This is a genomic window from Devosia sp. Root685, from assembly GCF_001427875.1.
Taxonomy (GTDB): Bacteria; Pseudomonadota; Alphaproteobacteria; order Rhizobiales; family Devosiaceae; genus Devosia.
Window position 1 is genome coordinate 50,807 of record NZ_LMHK01000002.1, and the last position, 16,428, is coordinate 67,234.

Here is a 16,428-nt window from a genome sequence, read left to right on the forward strand (position 1 = left end):
CCCCCCCAACGAAAATGGCCCCAGCTTTCGCCGGGGCCAAGATGACGCTTGGGAGGTCGCGTCAAACTCGTAAAACTAGTGGTGCGCGCCGCTCATTTCGCGCAGTTCTTCAACCGAACGGACCTTCTTGCGCGCCGCGCCTTCCCAGTCACGGGTTTTCACCGTCGACTTGGCCACACGCTCCTTTGCCGCCGGCACCGCATCGGCATATTGCGGCAGCCACTGCGCCTGGGCGACAACCATCTCGTCGACCATGGCCCAAACCTCGTCCGGCGTGCAGATCGCGCCGACCAGCGGGTCATGCAGCACGGCCAGCTTCAGCGTATCGAGATTTCCCGTCATCGCCGCTTCGACTGAAAGCCGCTGCACCGAAACCGAAACCGAGCACGTTGCCGCGCAGGCCGTCGGCAGGGTGATGCCCTCGATCATGTTGATGCCAAAACGATCGACATAGCCGGGGCTTTCGATGATCGCGTCATCGGGCAGATTGGTGATAATGCCATTGTTGCGCCGGTTGAAATGCCCGCGATAGGGCCGCCCAGTCTCGAACGCCTCGATGATATAGCTGGCGTGTTCGCTGGTCCGCTTATGTTCGGAAAGCGGCTTGTTCGCCTGCTCCTTGAACATCGGGAAATCGGTCTCGAACCAGTTCCGGCGCTCGGTCGAATAGCGCAGATACCCGCCCGTCTCGCCGTGGATCCAGTCGCTCATGTCGATCCAGCGATTGATCTCGTCCGGACGCTTCCGGTACCAGGGCAAATACTCGGAGAGATGCCCATTCGACTCCGTCGAATAAACGCCAAACCGCTTGAGCACGTCGATCCGCACCTTCTCGGTCTTGGAATAGATCGGGTGCCGCTCAAAGCCTTCAATGAGCTCTTCCTTCTCGATCTTCCGGCCCTTGGCGCGAATATCGATATACCAGGTCTGGTGATTGATCCCCGAGCAGACATAGTCCAGCTCGCTATCCTTCACGCCCAGTACCTCGGCAATCTGATGCGCCCCGTGCTGCACGCCATGGCACAGCCCCACCACATTGACGCCGCCATAGAGGTCCGCCGCCCAGGTGTTCATTGCCATAGGATTGGCATAGTTGAGGAACAGCGCACCCGGCTCGGCCACTTCGCGGATATCCCGACAGAAATCGAGGATCACCGGAATGTTGCGCTGGCCATACAAAATGCCGCCCGCGCAGATGGTGTCGCCGACGCATTGGTCGACGCCATATTTGAGCGGAATGGAAATATCAGTCGCAAACGCCTCGAGCCCGCCGACACGCACACAGCTCATGATGTAGCGCGCCCCGGTCAGCGCCGCGCGCCGATCGGTCGTCGCGGTCACTTTCGCCGGCAGCTTGTTCACCGAAACGATGGTCTCGATGATCTGGCGCACCATGTCGAGATTATGCGGATTGATATCCGTGAGCGCGAACTCGACATCGGCGAATTCCGGCACCTTCAGCAGGTCCGAAATGAGCGTCTTGGTGAAGCCGACCGAGCCCGCGCCGATCACCGTAACCTTGAATGACATATTCCCTCCCACGCACCGCTCAGCGGTAACAGTCTGTTACCAATAGCTAGCCGTTGGGCACGCATTGGTGTAGAGAAAACCTGTGCCATCATGGGTAATTTTGTGCTCTCAAAACTTCTCGATCACGGCCACGACATCCGCTCGCTGAACCTGCCGCGCAGCGCCGCCCCGCTTCATTGCATGGGCGTCAGCGCCGGCTACGAGCAGCGCCGCAACGAAGTCTATTCCTGGGATGGCACAGAGCGCGGCACTGCTCCTTTCCTCGTCATCCAACACACCACTCTGGGCGAAGGCCGCCTTGATTATGCGGGTACGCGACACCGGCTAACCCCCGGAAAAACAATGCTTGTTACCATGCCGCACGCCCACCGCTACTGGCTCGAACGCGGCGGCGAATGGGAATATTTCTGGCTGCTCCTCAACGGCCGCGAAGCCCTCCGCCTCGCCCGCGAAATCCTCGATAGCTCCGGCCCGGTGCTTGAACCGGCTGCCGCCCAGGTCGACCGGCTGGCCGCCGCCTGCCTTGACCTCCTGCAAATGCCCGCCCCCTCGCCCGGCCTCGCCTCCACCGCCGCCTACGCCGCCATGACCAGCCTCCATGACACCGTCTTCGGCAGCCGCCCCGCGCCCGAGCGACAGCTCCCGCCAGGCATTGCGCGCGTCGTCTCGCACATCGAGGCAAATATCGCTGCCGCCCTTCCGATCGATCGGCTGGCGGGAATCGCCGAAATGAGTCGGGCCCATTTCGTGCGCAGCTTCGGGGCGGCGCTGGGCGCGACGCCATCCGGCTATGTCCTTGAAAAGCGGCTTGAAAGGGTGGAACGTCTGCTGCTGGCAACGGAAATGTCCGTCGCCGCCATTGCCGAAGCCAGCGGATTCACCGATGCAAATTACATGGCTAAGGTCTTGCGCCGGCATCGTAATATGGCGCCCCTGGAGTTTCGTGCCGCGGGGCGGCGCGCCAGCCTTTGAGGCTGCGGGCTCGCAAAGGCGCTTGCCTCAACACCGCCGTATTGCCGACAAATCGATGGATGAAAGCGACGTCCTGTTAAGCCTGCCACAACGATCACTTGGAACTTAACGGCTCTTAAGAGTTCAAGGCGCAGGCTGAAGGAATGTGCAAAGGAGCACGCCAATGATCTCACTGCGATTCGTACCCGCCATCGTTCTGGCCGCCTTCGCTTTCGCCATGCCAACATTCGCCGAGGATGTTCCGGCCGTGACGATCAGCAGCGCAGCCGGTTCCGTCACTTTTGATCGCACCGAACTCGAAGCCATGGGCCTGGTCTCGATCAAGACCACCACCCCCTGGAACGAAGGCGTCGTCGACTTCGAAGGCGTGCCGCTCAAAGCGCTGCTGGAAAAGGCCAATGCATCAGGCGAAACGGCCACCGTCATCGCGCTCAACGATTACAGCGTCGATGTGCCTACGGCCGATTTCGACGAGTTCGGCACCATTCTTGCGGTCAAGCGCAATGGCGACTATATGCCCGTGGACGATCAGGGTCCCTTCTTCGTGATCTATCCCTTTGATTCCAATCCAGTTTTGCAAGGCCAGCCCTATTACGGACGGGCCGTGTGGCAGGTCAAGGAAATCACTGTACAGTAGCGGCTTGCTCGCCCAGGGAGAGGGCGGGCCAGCGGAACATAGGATGAAGCCGTCACCATGCGGTTCCTTCGCATAGCGCTGACCGTCGTCATTCTGGGCTTCATCGCCTCGGCGATCTATATTTCTGCCCTGGTTTTCCAGCGCCAGACCGCCCTCGAAGGCGTCGGCCTGGGCAATGTCACCTGGATGGTGGCCCAGGCTCCGAGCGAATTCGCCCGGCTCGAACAGCGCGTCAGCGCCTTCGCGGCGGGCGATCCCGCCATTTCCGCCGATGAGGTGAAGCTGCGCTTCGACATCGTCGTCAATCGTCTCAAGACCTTGCGGACCCGGGACGTCGAGAATTTCGCGCTTTCCGATCCGCGCATCGGCTATATCCTGGACGACCTCGAACAGGCGCTCGAAACATCACGCCCCTTGCTGGCGGAGCTGCACGTTCCGGGCACGCCGTCGCGCATTCTCGACATACTGGAACCGATCTATCCCAAGCTCGCGCGGCTCTCGACCGACGCCAATGTGTGGAACGTGGCGCGGATCGAAGCCGACCGCGAGGGCCTTTTCGCCCTGCAATGGGCCTTCACCTATGTTGCCGTCGGCCTGATCGTCTGCGGTGTCTTCCTCACCGCGCTCCTCTTGGTGCACAACACCCTCCTCGGCCGCGCACAACAAGTCCTGCAGCAGAAGGAGCGGACCCTCGCCCTGCAGAACGCGCGCTTCGACGCCGCGCTCGATGCCATGTCGCTCGGCCTCTGCCTTCTCGATGCGCACAACCACATCATTGTCTGCAACCCGCGCTTTCTCGCCATTTTCGGCCTCAATGCAGCACGCGCAACCCCCGGCACCGCCATCGCCGATCTGATCGACGCAGACCTGCTCGCCGACCATGTTGACGACCAGGCCGGGGACAGCGGAGACTTTGCCCTCCTCAACAACCACACCCGCCACCTGCCCAGCGGCATGGTGCTCGAAATTTCCCGCGAACCCACGGCCGAAGGCGGCTGGGTCTGCACGTTCGAGGACGTGACCGAACGCCATCGGGCACAGAACCGCATCGTGCATATGGCGCACCACGATAATCTCACCGGCATGGCCAACCGCCTGCGTTTCTGGGAAAGCATCGGCCAGGCGGTGCGCGGCCTGTCGATGCGCGCCCAGCCCTTCGCCATACTCTATCTCGATCTCGACCGGTTCAAAGAGGTCAACGATACGCTTGGCCACCCCATCGGCGATGCACTCTTGCGTCAGGTTGCCGAGCGCCTGCGCGCGACCTCATCGGCCAGAGACATGGTAGCGCGCCTCGGCGGCGACGAATTCGCCGTGCTCCACTATTGCCTCGACAACTCGGCCGACAGTTCGCAGGCGCTTGCCGAACGCATTATCGCCAGCATCGCCCAGCCCTACCATATCGAGGACAACGAGATCGTCGTCAGCACCAGCGTCGGCATCGCCCTCGCCCCGGCCGATGGCACCGACGCCGATCAGCTGATGAAGAACGCCGACCTCGCGCTCTATAGCGCCAAGGCCGAGGGTGCCGGCACCTATCGCTTCTTCTCCGCGCAGATGGAACAGTCGCTCCAGAACCGGCGCCACCTCGAAATGGACCTGCGCGGCGGCATCAAGCTCGGCCAGTTCGAGCTCTTCTATCAGCCGCTGGTGCGCCTCGATACGGGCCGCGTCGTATCGGGCGAAGCGCTGATGCGCTGGCGTCATCCCGAACACGGCATGATTTCGCCCGCCCAGTTCATTCCCCTCGCCGAGGAGACCGGAGCCATAGAAGTGCTCGGCGAATGGGCGCTGCAGCAGGCCTGCCAGGACGCGCTCAATTGGCCCCACCATGTGCGCGTTTCGGTCAATCTCTCCCCGGTCCAGTTCCGCGGCGCGGGTCTGGTCGACATCGTCAAGGCCGTGCTGGCCACAAGCGAACTCGACGCCCGCCGGCTCGAACTCGAAATCACCGAGTCCGTGCTCCTCCAGAACAATGCCGTCAACCTCGAATCCCTGCATCAGTTGCGCGCCCTCGGCCTCACGGTTGCCCTCGACGATTTCGGCACTGGCTATTCGTCCCTGAGCTACCTCCAGCGTTTCCCCTTCGACAAACTCAAGATCGATCAGAGCTTTGTGCGCGATCTCGCCGACCGGCCGGACAGCCTCTCTATCGTCCAGTCCATCGCCACGCTCGGCCGCAATCTGCGGATGACCACCACGGCCGAGGGTGTCGAGACCCAGGCGCAGCTTGACATCATCACCCGCGCCGGTTGCACCGAAGCCCAGGGCTACTTCTTCGGCGCCCCCATGCCCGAGGCCGAATTCCGCGCCATGCTGATGCGGCAAGACCGGGTGAGCGCCGACGTCTGAGCCCCGCCGCGCCTGCCGCCGTCACCCTTGCCCCCGACATTTTCTCGTGCGAAAACATAGTTGACGTATAGGGAAAGACAATGACCAATCCTGTCACCCAAAATCGCAGACATTTCGAGGATCTCGTCGTGGGCGAAGTCATCGCTCTCGGCCAGACGACTGTGACCCGGGAGATGATTTTCACCTTTGCCCGCGAGTTCGACCCGCTGCCCTTTCACATCGACGAAGAGGCGGCGAAAAAAAGCCTCCTCGGTGGCCTCGCTTCGAGCGGCTGGCAGACGGGCGCCCTGAGCCTCCGCATGCTCGTCGATAGCTTTTTGGGCAAGATCGCCTCCGCCGGCGGCCTCGGTTTCGAAAGCCTGAAATGGAAGAACCCCGTCATGGCCGGCGACACGATCGGCGGCACCGTGACCATCGCCGCCTTGCGGCGCTCGGGCAGCCATCCACAATGGGGCATCGTCACGCTCGATTTCGACATTCGCAATCAGAGCGACAAGCCGGTGATGACCATGCGGCTGTCCAATCTCGTTGAATGCCGCGAGATGGCAGCATGACCCGCTGGTTCGAAGATATCGTCATCGACGAGGCCTTCCCTCTCGGGGATCACACCTTTGCCGAAGACGAAATCATCCGCTTCGCAACACTCTACGATCCGCAATATTTCCACACCGATCCAGAACTGGCGAGACACAGCCATTTCGGCGGGCTCGTCGCCAGCGGCTGGCACACGGTCAGCGTCGGCCATCGCAAAATGGTCGATGCGCTCGACGCAGAAGCCGACCGCCTCAAATCGCAGGGCGACGAACCCGGCGTCTCCGGTCCCTCCCCCGGCGTCAATTCCATGGAGTTCAAAGCGCCAGTGCGCCCCGGCGACACCGTCACCTATGAATTGATCGTGACCGGCAAGCGGGCATCCAATTCCCTGCCCGGCTGGGGCCTGCTGTTCAACCGCCTGACGGCGACAAACCAGCGTGGCGAACTCGTCTATCGCGCCGAAATCGTGGGCTTTTCCAAGCTCCGCGACTATTCCATGCCCCTCAAATTGAAAGTGTTGCTGGCGCTCACCAGAGTACCGGTGATCGGCCCGCTTCTGCGCCGGAGCACTTGAAAGGCGACGGGCGCCCCGGCACTCTCCGTGCATGCGCCGATTCGCCCTTGCCCTATTGCTGTTCCCCGCCCTGTCCCTGCCCTCGATGGCGCAGGTCTATCAAGGCAACTGGTCCTGCCGGGACGCGACGACCAATCGCGTCGGCATTCTGACGATCTACGGCAGCGTCTATGGCTGGGCCTCGCGCACCACGGGCGACCCCAATTCCGGCACCGGAACGGTAACCCCCTATGAGGACGGCGTCGGCTTCAACGACGGCAACCTCAAAGCCAATATGGGCATTCAGGCCGCCCGCATGGTCCAGGACCCCGTCAACGGCGTCGCCGTGCAGCTGGAAACGGCCGATACCATCGTCATGCTCTGCACGCCGCGCTGAGGCGTTCCTTGCTCCAGGCGCGCCTTCACCAAAGGTAGGGGCTTGACCTTTTCGCCCGATTGCACAATTTAGAGGGGCAATGCCGGGCCCCTCTGGTCATGGACTCTCCATGGCGATGTCGGAATTGCTCCACCTCGTTACATGGAGAAGGTCCGGCGTATGGAAACGCTTTTTGCCGCCCTTTCGGGCGATTTTCTCGGAACCCCCGTCTATTTCTGGATCGCGTTCATTGCGATCGTCATTGGTCTGCTTGTTTTCGACCTCGGCATTCTGCACAAGGATGAGCACGAGATCGAAGCCAAGGAGAGCCTGCTGCTCTATGGCTTTTATGTCCTGATTGCCCTCGCCTTCGGCGCCTGGGTCTGGTGGCAGCGCGGCGCCACGGCTGGTCTCGAATTCTACACCGGCTATCTGCTCGAACAGAGCCTGGCGATGGACAATATGTTCGTCATCGCCACCATCTTCGGCTTCCTCGGCATTCCCCGCCTCTACCAGCATCGTGTGCTGTTCTGGGGCATTCTGGGCGTGATCCTCTTCCGTGCCGTGCTGATTGGCGTCGGCGCCGCGCTGGTCAACCAGTTCAGCTGGATCCTGCTCGGCTTTGGTGCCTTCCTGATCTTCACCGGCTTCCGCATGTTCCGCCATCAGGATGAGGAACCGCATCTGGAGGACAACAAGGTCTTCCAGTTCATCTCCAAGCACTTCCGGGTCACCAAGGAACTGCATGGCCGCTCTTTCACCGTCAAGCAGGCGCACCCGACCACCGGCAAGCTGGTGACCTGGCTGACCCCGCTGGCCGTGGCCCTGATCATGGTCGAAATCGTCGACCTGATCTTCGCGGTGGACTCCGTGCCGGCCGTTTTCGCGGTCACTCAGGACACATTCATCGTCTACACCTCGAACATCTTCGCCATCCTCGGCCTGCGCTCGCTGTACTTTGCCCTGGCCGCGGCAATGAACCGCTTCCGCTACCTCCAGACCTCGCTGGCGATCATTCTGGTGCTGGTCGGTATCAAGATTTCGCTGGTGCCCTTCCACATCCACATCGACACCCTGCTCTCGCTGCTGGTGACGCTGGCGATCCTGGCGGGCGGCGTCATCTTCTCGCTCTGGAAGACCCGCAACGAGCCCAATATCAGCGCTCAGGAAGACCCCAAGCAGGGTCAGCTCGAGCCCTGATCGGCACCATCAGAACCCAAAGAGGCGACCCGGTTGACCCGGGCCGCCTCTTTTTTGTATATTTCCTTGCGCAACGCGCTTTGGAGGCCCTGTCCAGAAATGATCTGAAACCGCACCCCTGACGCTTCTGACTTGTCTTGGCACCCCCGTATCGGGGACCGGCCAGTCATGATGGCGCGTGTGGCAGCGGTCGATCTACGGACGGCCCAAATCTTTCCCTGGCTCCCCTCTGCCCCCGCTATCGGCGTCTCTGCTTTTCCGCATCCGCGCGCATTCCCGCGCGTCCTGTTCCACTTGGCTTGGCCACCGGGAAACGCCGCTGGCCGGAAGGATAGACCTATGCCGAAAAACCAGTTCCAACGCCCGCAACCGATCAACCATGCGCACAACGTGCCGCGGCACGGACAACAGCCGCCCCAGCCCCAAAAGCTGCAGCCAAAAGCCAAGGCCCCGGCCAAAACACCTGGCCTGCCGCCACTCGAAAAGCTGCTGGATGGCAAACAACACCACTAAAATGGGCGAGGCCGGTGGAAAACACCGGCCTCACTTTTCCAAGCGACAACAAGAGCTTCGTTGAAACCGCCACAATGGAAAGCCCGACAAGCAAAGCAGTGCTCTAAACTTGCCGCATTTGCCCAATAGCAGAATTGTCATAATGACAAAGGAGAAGCGCAAATGGGTGTGATCCACGAGATCGTCTTCGACTGCGACAAGCCGGCTGTTCTCGCTCGTTTCTGGGCCGAACTTCTCGATGGCTATGCTGTACGGCCCTATGATGCAGACGAGATTGCTCGCCTTGCGGCCCTCGGCCTGACGCCCGAGACCGATACGACCGTGATGGTCGATGGTCCCGGCCCCTCGATCTGCTTCCAGAACGTCGATGGCCGCGTCTACGACAATAACCGCGTGCATCTCGACATCGAGACCGGCAATCGCAGCAGCGAGGTCGAACGCCTGAAGACAGCCGGAGCCACGCTGGACCGGGTTTTGCCCACCTATACGGTGATGCGCGACCCCGAGGGCAACCAGTTCTGCCTCGTTGACCCCCGCATGACGGAAATGGCGGCGGCCTGATCCAGAGCGTGCTGACATGACCTGTCAGTCTCTGCCGCTACATCGGGACCATCCAGTTTGAGGAGAATCCCATGTCGCTGATCGCAACCTGCCACTGCGGTGCCACGCGCATCACCCTGCCCCGCTTGCCCACTGAAGGCAAGAGCTGCAATTGCAGTTTCTGCCAGCGCACCGGCGCGATCTGGGCCTATTTCGAAGAGGGTGAGCTGGCGTTCAATTCGCTCGACAGCGACAAGATTTATTCTGCCAGCGGCGGCATGAACGAACACCACTTCTGCGCCAATTGCGGCATCCATACCTGGGGCAGTTCACCCGACTGGGCCTCCGTCTACAATGCCGATGGCACACCCAAGGGCGAACCGGGCGCCATGCCCAGCACGCGCACCTTCGCCATCAATCTCAACGCCGTCGATTCGCTCGACTGGTCGAAGCTGAAGATCGAAAAGATGGACGGCCGCAACAACTGGTAGGCCCGCCTCCCGGTAGCCCTCACGGTCTCTCGGTAGCCCTCATGATCCAGTAGCTCTCATGGTGAGGTGCCCTCGGGCTTGACCGAGGGCATCGAACCACGGGGGCGTGGCAGAGGAGCTGTCATGCGCATGACCTCGTCCTTCCACGCCGCTTCGCGGCGCCTCAGGATGCGCTCGAGCAAATGCTGGCTTAGTGCCCCTCAAACGCCATCAGCGCATGAACATCGACCTTTTCCGCCCGCAGCTTGTCGGCGCCGCCAAGGTCCGGCAGGTCGATGGCAAACGAGGCATGATCGCAGGTGGCACCCGTCCGGCGGATCAAGCCGACCGCGGCAATGGCCGTACCCCCGGTAGCGATCAGATCATCGACCACGAGCACCTTGTGCGTTTCGTTCAGCACATCGGCATGGATCTCGATCGTATCGACCCCATATTCCAGCGCATAATTCTGGCCAATCGTCGTGCCCGGCAGCTTGCCGCGCTTGCGAACCGGCACGAAACCGACGCCAAGCGCAATGGCGACGCCTGCCCCGAAGATAAAGCCGCGCGCTTCGATACCGGCGACATGAGTAAAACCCAGCCCACGATGCGCTGCAGCCATCCGCTCGACGCTTTCCTTGAACCCTTCCGGGTGCTCGATCAGCGTGGTGATGTCACGAAAGAGGATCCCCGGCTTAGGATAGTCCGGAATCGTGCGGACGAGCGACTTCAGGTCGAGCGACATGGAAGGCCTTGTAAGACTTGGAAATCAGGGAGTGCGGCGACCGACGATATGGCGGGCGATGACGCCAGCATTGTAGGCGACGCTGCGGGTCGCAGTGACGGCGGCTTCGCGAGCCTTGGGATTGTTGGCCACAGCTTGAATGCCGGCGCGGACGGCAGGATGGCGGCTCACGGTCATGGCGGCGGACACGACGGTGACAGCCAGGCGAATGGCGGACAAGGCAACCTCCTCCCACAAAACCAATACTGCCTCATATTGCGGTTGAGGCTTGGAATGGCAAGGGGCCTTGCGAGGGTGTGAGGGGAAAAAGAAAAGGGGCCCGAGGGCCCCTGATCCAAATCTTCGCTGTAAGCCCTGCGAGCGTAGCTCTTCGGGCCCGACCATCTGAAATCGCCCTACCGAGGCGATTTTGCCGCGACGGCAAAAAGAAAGGGGCCTTGCGGCCCCAATCTTGAAGTGCAGTGCATGCCCTGCGAGCGTAGCTCTTCGGGCCTGACCACTTGAAATCGCCCCACCGGGGCGATTTTGCCGCGGAGCGGCCGATGGTCAGTGTTCGATACCAGCCCAGATCTTGCGCTTGGTGCCATACATCAGGCCGGCAAACAGCACGAGGAAGATCAGCACGGCAAAACCGGTCTGCTTGCGCGAGACCAAGTGCGGCTCGGCCATCCACATCATGAAGGCGGCAACGTCGGTGGAATACTGTTCCAGCGTTTGCGGCACAGACTGGCCGTCTTCGCTTTCTGCATAGCTGACCACCCCATCCGCCAGTGGCGGAGCCATGCCGATGGCGTGGCCGGGGAAGTAGTCATTGTAATGCTTGCCTTCAGGCAGCTGGAAAGGCGTGCCATCCGCACTGTGCGGGGCCGTTTCCGGCACCTCTTCATGATAGCCGTTGAGCAGCGCGTGGATATAATCCGGGCCGCCTTCCTGGTAACCGGTGAAGTAGTTGAAAATCCAGGTCGGGAACGGATCGGTCACGCCGCGGGCCTTGGCCAGCACCGAGAAGTCAGGCGGCAACGCGCCGCCATTGGCATCGCGGGCTTCCTGATCGTTGGCGAAAGGCGAAGGCCAGCGATCGGCCGGCACGGCCGGACGGCGGCCGCTTTCGGCGGTGATATCGGCCACTTCATATTCCAGCGCCAATGCACGAACCTGTGCCTCGGAGAACTCCGGGCCACCCTCTTCCATCAGATTGCGGAAGGAGATGAGGTGCGCGCTGTGGCAGCTCGAGCAGACTTCCCGGAAAACCTGGAAGCCGCGCTGCAGCTGGTTGGTGTCGTAGGTACCGAAGATGCCGCCGAACGACCAGGACTGGCGTTCGACATGCGCACCGCCCCCGGCTGCCTGGGCCGGAGCCATGGCAAGACCGGCGGCGAGCGCGGCAGCAGTGATGATGAGCTTACGGATGTTCATGTTACTCGCCCCGATCACGCGTGTGCATTCTTGCCGAGAACGCTCTCGGAAATGCTGGTTGGCAGGGGCTTTGGCGTTTCGATACGCGACAGCACCGGCAGGATCACGAGGAAGTAGATGAAGTAGTAAGCAGTGCAGACCTTGGCCATCACGGTGTAGATGCCCTCGGCCGGCTGTGCGCCGAGATACATCAGACCAACGAAGTTGATGGCAAACAGCGCAAAGAACCACTTGAACATCGGACGGAACACGCCCGAACGAACCTTGGACGTATCGAGCCACGGCACGATCAGCAGCATGAGCATCGCGCCGCCCATGGCGATAACGCCGCCGAGCTTGGAGTCGATGAACAGGATGTTGAAATCGATGGCGCGCAGGATCGTATAGAACGGCAGCAGATACCATTCCGGCACGATGTGGGCCGGCGTCACCTGGGCATTGGCCATCACATAGTTGTCAGGGTGACCAAGAATGTCAGGCGCGAAGAACACGAACCAGGCAAACGGGATCATGAACAGCACCATGCCGTAGAGATCCTTCATCGTGTAATACGGATGGAAGGGCACGGTATCACGGCTATCCTTCACCTCGACGCCGACCGGGTTGTTATTGCCCGGCACGTGCAGCGCCCAGATGTGCAGCGCCACGACAGCTGCGATGATGAACGGCAGCAGGTAGTGCAGCGAGAAGAAGCGGTTGAGCGTCGGATTGCCGACCGCAAAGCCGCCAAGCACGAGCTGCTTGATATTTTCGCCGACCAGCGGAATGGCGGTGAAAATGTTGGAGATAACCGTCGCACCCCAGAAGCTCATCTGGCCCCAGGGCAGGATGTAGCCCATGAACGCAGTAGCCGTGGTGAGGAGGAAGATCACAACGCCGAGGATCCAGAGGATTTCGCGCGGTGCTTTGTAGGAGCCGTAGAACAGCCCGCGGAACATGTGGATATAAAGCGCGATGAAGAACATCGAGGCGCCCACCGCGTGGGTTGCCTGGATGATGCGGCCGCCATTGACGTCGCGACGGATATGCTCGACCGAGTCGAACGCCATCGCCACATTGGGCGTATAGTGCATCGCCAAAATGATGCCGGTGACGATCTGCACACCGAGGCACATCACGAGAATGGCGCCGAACGTCCACCAGTAGTTGAGGTTCTTCGGCGTGGGGAAGTCCATGAGATGTTCTTTGGCAAAACGCACCACCGGCAGGCGGTCGTCCAGCCACTTCTCAACGGCATTTCCTGGAACGTAAGTCGAATGTTCTGACATCGGAAAAGCCCCCACTAACCGATCTGGACCAGCGTATCGCTGAGAAATTCATACGGCGGCACGACCAGATTCTTGGGTGCGGGGCCGCGGCGGATACGACCAGCCGAGTCATAGTGCGAACCATGGCATGGGCAGAACCAGCCATCGAAATCGCCCGATTCACCAACAGGGATACACCCGAGATGGGTGCAATTGGCGATCATGATCAGCCACTGTTCGTGGCCGGGCTTGGTACGTGCCTCGTCGGTTTCCGGATCCTTGAGGTCGGACATCGGAACGGCCTGGGCTTCCTCGATTTCCTTGGGCGTACGATGACGCACAAAGACCGGCAGACCGCGCCACATGATGGTCACCGACTGCCCTTCGGCAATCGGGCCCACATCATATTGAATGCTGGCAAGCGCCAGCGTGGACGCGTCCGGATTGAGCTGATTGATCAGCGGCCATACCACTGCGGCGGCACCAACAGCGCCGACGGCGCCTGTGGCGACGAAGAGAAAATCCCGCCGGTTGGTGGATGAGTGTTCTGCTTGCGTGGACAAGTCCGTTTCCCCGTACGATGCACAAATGACGGAACCGGCTCCAGCCCTCGACACCATAAGCAGAATCGACAAGCCAGCCGCCCTCAAGCGGTCCGTCAGTTGCGGTTCTTTTTGCACTCTCGGCTGGGCTTGTCCAGTGCGCGACGGGTGACAGTTTGCTCAAGCGCAACTATATCCTAACGCCGAACCTCTCGGATGGACCGGGCACGCCCCGGGGACAGTGCCCTTGTCGCTCGATCTTGCCCTCTATCAGCCCGACATTGCCAACAATACCGGCACGCTGGTGCGCCTCGGCGCCTGCCTTGGCCTCACCGTCCATATCATTCACCCCTCGGGCTTCCCCATCACCCCGCAAAACCTGTCACGCAGCGGCCTCGACTATGTGGAGCACGCCGTCATCCAGCAGCACGACAGTTTTGAGGCCTTCGACGCCTGGCGAACCGCAGAACACCGGCGGCTCGTCCTGCTGACCACCAAATCCAGCCAATCAGCCTACGAAGCCAGTTTCGCCTCCGGCGATATCCTGATGCTGGGCCGCGAAAGCGCCGGCGTCCCTGATTCTGTGGCCGAGCGCAGCGACCTGCGCATTCGCATTCCCATGCGCCCCGGTTTGCGCTCGATCAATGTTGCGCTCGCCGGCAGCATGATAGTTGGCGAGGCCATGAGACAGATTGGCCGCTTTACAGAGCTTTCCTGAAGGTCCATTCCCCCCGCTATGACCCTCCCTGCCGATATCGAAACCAAGAAGACCACCGCCGCCGCCTGGTTCCGCGCCCTGCGCGACCGCATCTGCGCCGGCCTCGAAGCCATCGAAGCCGAAGTCACCGGCCCCAATGCCCATATGCCCGCCGGCAAGTTCGAGCGCACCCCCTGGGACCGTGCCGCCGGCGGCGGGGGCGAAATGTCCATGCTCCATGGCCGCGTCTTCGAAAAAGCCGGCGTCCATATTTCCTCGGTCCACGGCAATTTCTCCGAGGATTTTGCCAAGCAGATGCCGGGCACCGAAGCTGGCACGGCCTTCTGGAGTTCGGGCATTTCCCTGATCATCCACCCCTGGAACCCCCATGTTCCGGCCGTGCATATGAACACGCGCATGATCGTCACGGGAAAACAGTGGTGGGGCGGCGGCGCCGACCTGACCCCCGTACTCGATCGCAAACGCAGCCAGGACGATCCCGATACGCTCGAATTCCACGCTGCCATGCGGCAAGCCTGCGAAGGCCGCCCCGGCGTCGATTACGATCGTTTCAAAGCCTGGTGCGACGAATATTTCTTCCTGCCCCACCGCAACGAACCGCGCGGCACTGGCGGCATCTTTTACGACCACTTCAATTCCGGCGATTGGGACGCCGACTTCGCCTTCACCAAAGCGGTGGGCGAAGCCTTCAACACCATTTATCCCAAGCTGGTCCGCCGCCATTTCGAAACCAACTGGACCGAAGCAGAACGCGACGAACAATTGGTGCGTCGCGGCCGCTATGTGGAGTTCAACCTCCTCTACGATCGCGGCACCACTTTCGGGCTCAAGACCGGCGGCAATGTGAACTCCATTCTCTCCTCCATGCCACCCGCGGTGAAATGGCCCTGACATGACCCTCGCGGCGCTCGAGATATCAGGCTATCGCTCGGTGCGCCGCATCCGCTTCCCCCTGCGCCAGCTGACCGTACTCATCGGCGGCAATGGCGTGGGCAAGACCAATCTCTACCGCTCGCTCGAACTCATGCAGAGCGCTGCCAGGGGCACTTTTGCCGAGGAACTGGCCCGCGAAGGCGGCTTGGCCTCGGTCTTCTGGGCCGGCGGCAAAAACCTCACCGCCGATGGCAGTTTCGATCCCAAATTTCGCACCGATGGCTACCGCGCAGGCGAAAGCCGCCGTCTGGTTCTTGAGGCCGAATTCAGCGAACTGGAGGGCTTTGACGAGGGCTTGCGCTACCGCCTGGAAGCCGGCTTTGCGCCGCCCACCTCTGCCGCCTTTCCAAACGAAGCCCAGATCAAAAGCGAACTGGCCGAAATGCGCCACCGCGGCAAGCCGGTGATGCTGATGGAGCGCAAGGGCCCTGTTGCCTGGGCCCGCGACGCCAGCGGCCGCCGCGAAACCGCCGACGAAGATCTCCTCCCTAGCGAGCCCGCCCTGGCCCGCCTCGGCGGTCGCCCGGAAATCGCCACGCTGCGCGATGCCATTCTCGGCTGGCGCTTCTTCCATGGGTTCCGGACTGATCCGGACTCGGCGCTCCGCCGGCCGTCGCGTGCGGTGACCTCCCCTACCCTTGCCTCCGACGGCAGCAATCTGGGCGCCGTATTCGCCACCCTGCGCCATATTCGAGGCGATACGATCGACCTCGACCGCGCCATCGCCGATGCCTTCCCGGGCGTCGAGCTGGTCATTCCTCCCGTCGAGGATCACGCCACCTTCGGCTTTCGCTATCCCGAAATGCCCAAGCGGGTCTTTGCGCCACACGAGCTCTCGGACGGCACCCTGCAGTTTCTGGCTCTTGCCGGGGCGCTGATGTCCTATCGCCTGCCCCCGTTCATTGCGCTCAACGAACCCGAAACCAGCCTCCACCCCTCGCTGCTGCCCATCCTCGCGCGCATGATCGTCAAGGCAGCGGAGCGGAGCCAGATCTGGGTCGTCACGCACGACCGCGAACTTGGCAATGCAATCGGCGAAGGCAGTGGCGTCCTGCCGCGCGAAGTCATCCGCGGCGACGATGGCACCTGGCTCGAAGGTCTGGGGCAGCTCGGCGAATTCGCCGACGACTAGGAACCACCCCCGCCACTG

The 16,428-nt window shown here is 61.6% G+C and carries 19 protein-coding genes; 13 read left to right on the plus strand and 6 right to left on the minus strand.

The window, feature by feature from the left end; genetic code table 11:
• Positions 1-75: 75 nt before the first annotated feature.
• The gene (locus tag ASD83_RS09010; RefSeq protein WP_056310112.1) at positions 76-1,530 is read right to left on the minus strand and encodes an alpha-glucosidase/alpha-galactosidase; all 1,455 of its coding nucleotides are present in this window, start codon (positions 1,528-1,530) and stop codon (positions 76-78) included.
• Between the two features lie 90 nt (positions 1,531-1,620).
• Between ASD83_RS09010 and ASD83_RS09015 the strand changes: the two genes are divergently transcribed.
• The 10 genes from ASD83_RS09015 to ASD83_RS09060 all read left to right on the plus strand — a co-directional run bounded on the left by ASD83_RS09015 (position 1,621) and on the right by ASD83_RS09060 (position 9,698).
• The gene (locus tag ASD83_RS09015) at positions 1,621-2,502 is read left to right on the plus strand and encodes an AraC family transcriptional regulator (protein WP_056310114.1); all 882 of its coding nucleotides are present in this window, start codon (positions 1,621-1,623) and stop codon (positions 2,500-2,502) included.
• A gap of 163 nt (positions 2,503-2,665) precedes the next feature.
• Positions 2,666-3,139 (plus strand): molybdopterin-dependent oxidoreductase, encoded by a 474-nt coding sequence (locus ASD83_RS09020; protein WP_056310116.1) that lies wholly within the window; start codon positions 2,666-2,668, stop codon positions 3,137-3,139.
• Between the two features lie 57 nt (positions 3,140-3,196).
• Positions 3,197-5,491 carry a putative bifunctional diguanylate cyclase/phosphodiesterase gene (locus ASD83_RS09025; protein ID WP_056310118.1) on the plus strand — a complete coding sequence of 765 codons (2,295 nt, stop codon included), beginning with the start codon at positions 3,197-3,199 and terminating at the stop codon, positions 5,489-5,491.
• Positions 5,492-5,571: 80 nt separating this feature from the next.
• Positions 5,572-6,045 carry a MaoC family dehydratase gene (locus ASD83_RS09030; RefSeq protein WP_056310119.1) on the plus strand — a complete coding sequence of 158 codons (474 nt, stop codon included), beginning with the start codon at positions 5,572-5,574 and terminating at the stop codon, positions 6,043-6,045.
• Complete coding sequence (locus ASD83_RS09035) at positions 6,042-6,599, plus strand: MaoC family dehydratase (protein WP_056310121.1); 558 nt, start codon at positions 6,042-6,044, stop codon at positions 6,597-6,599. The genes ASD83_RS09030 and ASD83_RS09035 overlap by 4 nt, the downstream gene beginning before the upstream one ends.
• A 31-nt stretch (positions 6,600-6,630) precedes the next feature.
• Positions 6,631-6,975 (plus strand): hypothetical protein, encoded by a 345-nt coding sequence (locus ASD83_RS09040; protein ID WP_156385896.1) that lies wholly within the window; start codon positions 6,631-6,633, stop codon positions 6,973-6,975.
• A 159-nt stretch (positions 6,976-7,134) separates the two neighbouring features.
• Complete coding sequence (locus ASD83_RS09045; RefSeq protein WP_056310126.1) at positions 7,135-8,154, plus strand: TerC family protein; 1,020 nt, start codon at positions 7,135-7,137, stop codon at positions 8,152-8,154.
• Between the two features lie 339 nt (positions 8,155-8,493).
• The gene (locus tag ASD83_RS20925; protein WP_156385897.1) at positions 8,494-8,667 is read left to right on the plus strand and encodes a hypothetical protein; all 174 of its coding nucleotides are present in this window, start codon (positions 8,494-8,496) and stop codon (positions 8,665-8,667) included.
• Between the two features lie 162 nt (positions 8,668-8,829).
• Positions 8,830-9,228 carry a VOC family protein gene (locus ASD83_RS09055; RefSeq protein WP_056310130.1) on the plus strand — a complete coding sequence of 133 codons (399 nt, stop codon included), beginning with the start codon at positions 8,830-8,832 and terminating at the stop codon, positions 9,226-9,228.
• 71 nt (positions 9,229-9,299) lie between these two features.
• Positions 9,300-9,698 carry a GFA family protein gene (locus tag ASD83_RS09060; RefSeq protein WP_056310132.1) on the plus strand — a complete coding sequence of 133 codons (399 nt, stop codon included), beginning with the start codon at positions 9,300-9,302 and terminating at the stop codon, positions 9,696-9,698.
• Between the two features lie 190 nt (positions 9,699-9,888).
• Here the strand turns inward: ASD83_RS09060 and ASD83_RS09065 are convergent, their stop codons facing one another.
• The 5 genes from ASD83_RS09065 to petA form a co-directional block, all read right to left on the minus strand.
• On the minus strand, positions 9,889-10,422 hold the full coding sequence (locus ASD83_RS09065; protein ID WP_056310134.1) for an adenine phosphoribosyltransferase: 534 nt from the start codon (positions 10,420-10,422) through the stop codon (positions 9,889-9,891).
• Between the two features lie 24 nt (positions 10,423-10,446).
• Positions 10,447-10,641, minus strand: a complete 195-nt coding sequence (locus ASD83_RS09070; RefSeq protein ID WP_056310136.1) for a hypothetical protein — start codon at positions 10,639-10,641, stop codon at positions 10,447-10,449.
• A 327-nt stretch (positions 10,642-10,968) separates the two neighbouring features.
• A complete protein-coding gene (locus ASD83_RS09075; RefSeq protein WP_056310138.1) occupies positions 10,969-11,838 on the minus strand; it encodes a cytochrome c1 in 870 nt (289 codons plus the stop codon).
• A gap of 14 nt (positions 11,839-11,852) precedes the next feature.
• Positions 11,853-13,106 (minus strand): cytochrome b, encoded by a 1,254-nt coding sequence (locus ASD83_RS09080; protein ID WP_056310140.1) that lies wholly within the window; start codon positions 13,104-13,106, stop codon positions 11,853-11,855.
• 14 nt (positions 13,107-13,120) lie between these two features.
• Positions 13,121-13,648 carry a ubiquinol-cytochrome c reductase iron-sulfur subunit gene (gene petA, locus ASD83_RS09085; protein WP_056310142.1) on the minus strand — a complete coding sequence of 176 codons (528 nt, stop codon included), beginning with the start codon at positions 13,646-13,648 and terminating at the stop codon, positions 13,121-13,123.
• A gap of 226 nt (positions 13,649-13,874) precedes the next feature.
• Between petA and ASD83_RS09090 the strand changes: the two genes are divergently transcribed.
• From ASD83_RS09090 to ASD83_RS09100, 3 genes are read left to right on the plus strand one after another with little or no spacing between them, the layout of a single operon-like run.
• Positions 13,875-14,345: a tRNA (cytidine(34)-2'-O)-methyltransferase gene (locus tag ASD83_RS09090; protein WP_056310144.1), complete on the plus strand. Its 471-nt coding sequence runs from the start codon at positions 13,875-13,877 to the stop codon at positions 14,343-14,345.
• Between the two features lie 18 nt (positions 14,346-14,363).
• Positions 14,364-15,236 carry an oxygen-dependent coproporphyrinogen oxidase gene (gene hemF, locus ASD83_RS09095; protein WP_056310146.1) on the plus strand — a complete coding sequence of 291 codons (873 nt, stop codon included), beginning with the start codon at positions 14,364-14,366 and terminating at the stop codon, positions 15,234-15,236.
• A 1-nt stretch (position 15,237) separates the two neighbouring features.
• A complete protein-coding gene (locus ASD83_RS09100; protein ID WP_056310147.1) occupies positions 15,238-16,410 on the plus strand; it encodes an AAA family ATPase in 1,173 nt (390 codons plus the stop codon).
• Positions 16,411-16,428 lie beyond the last annotated feature (18 nt).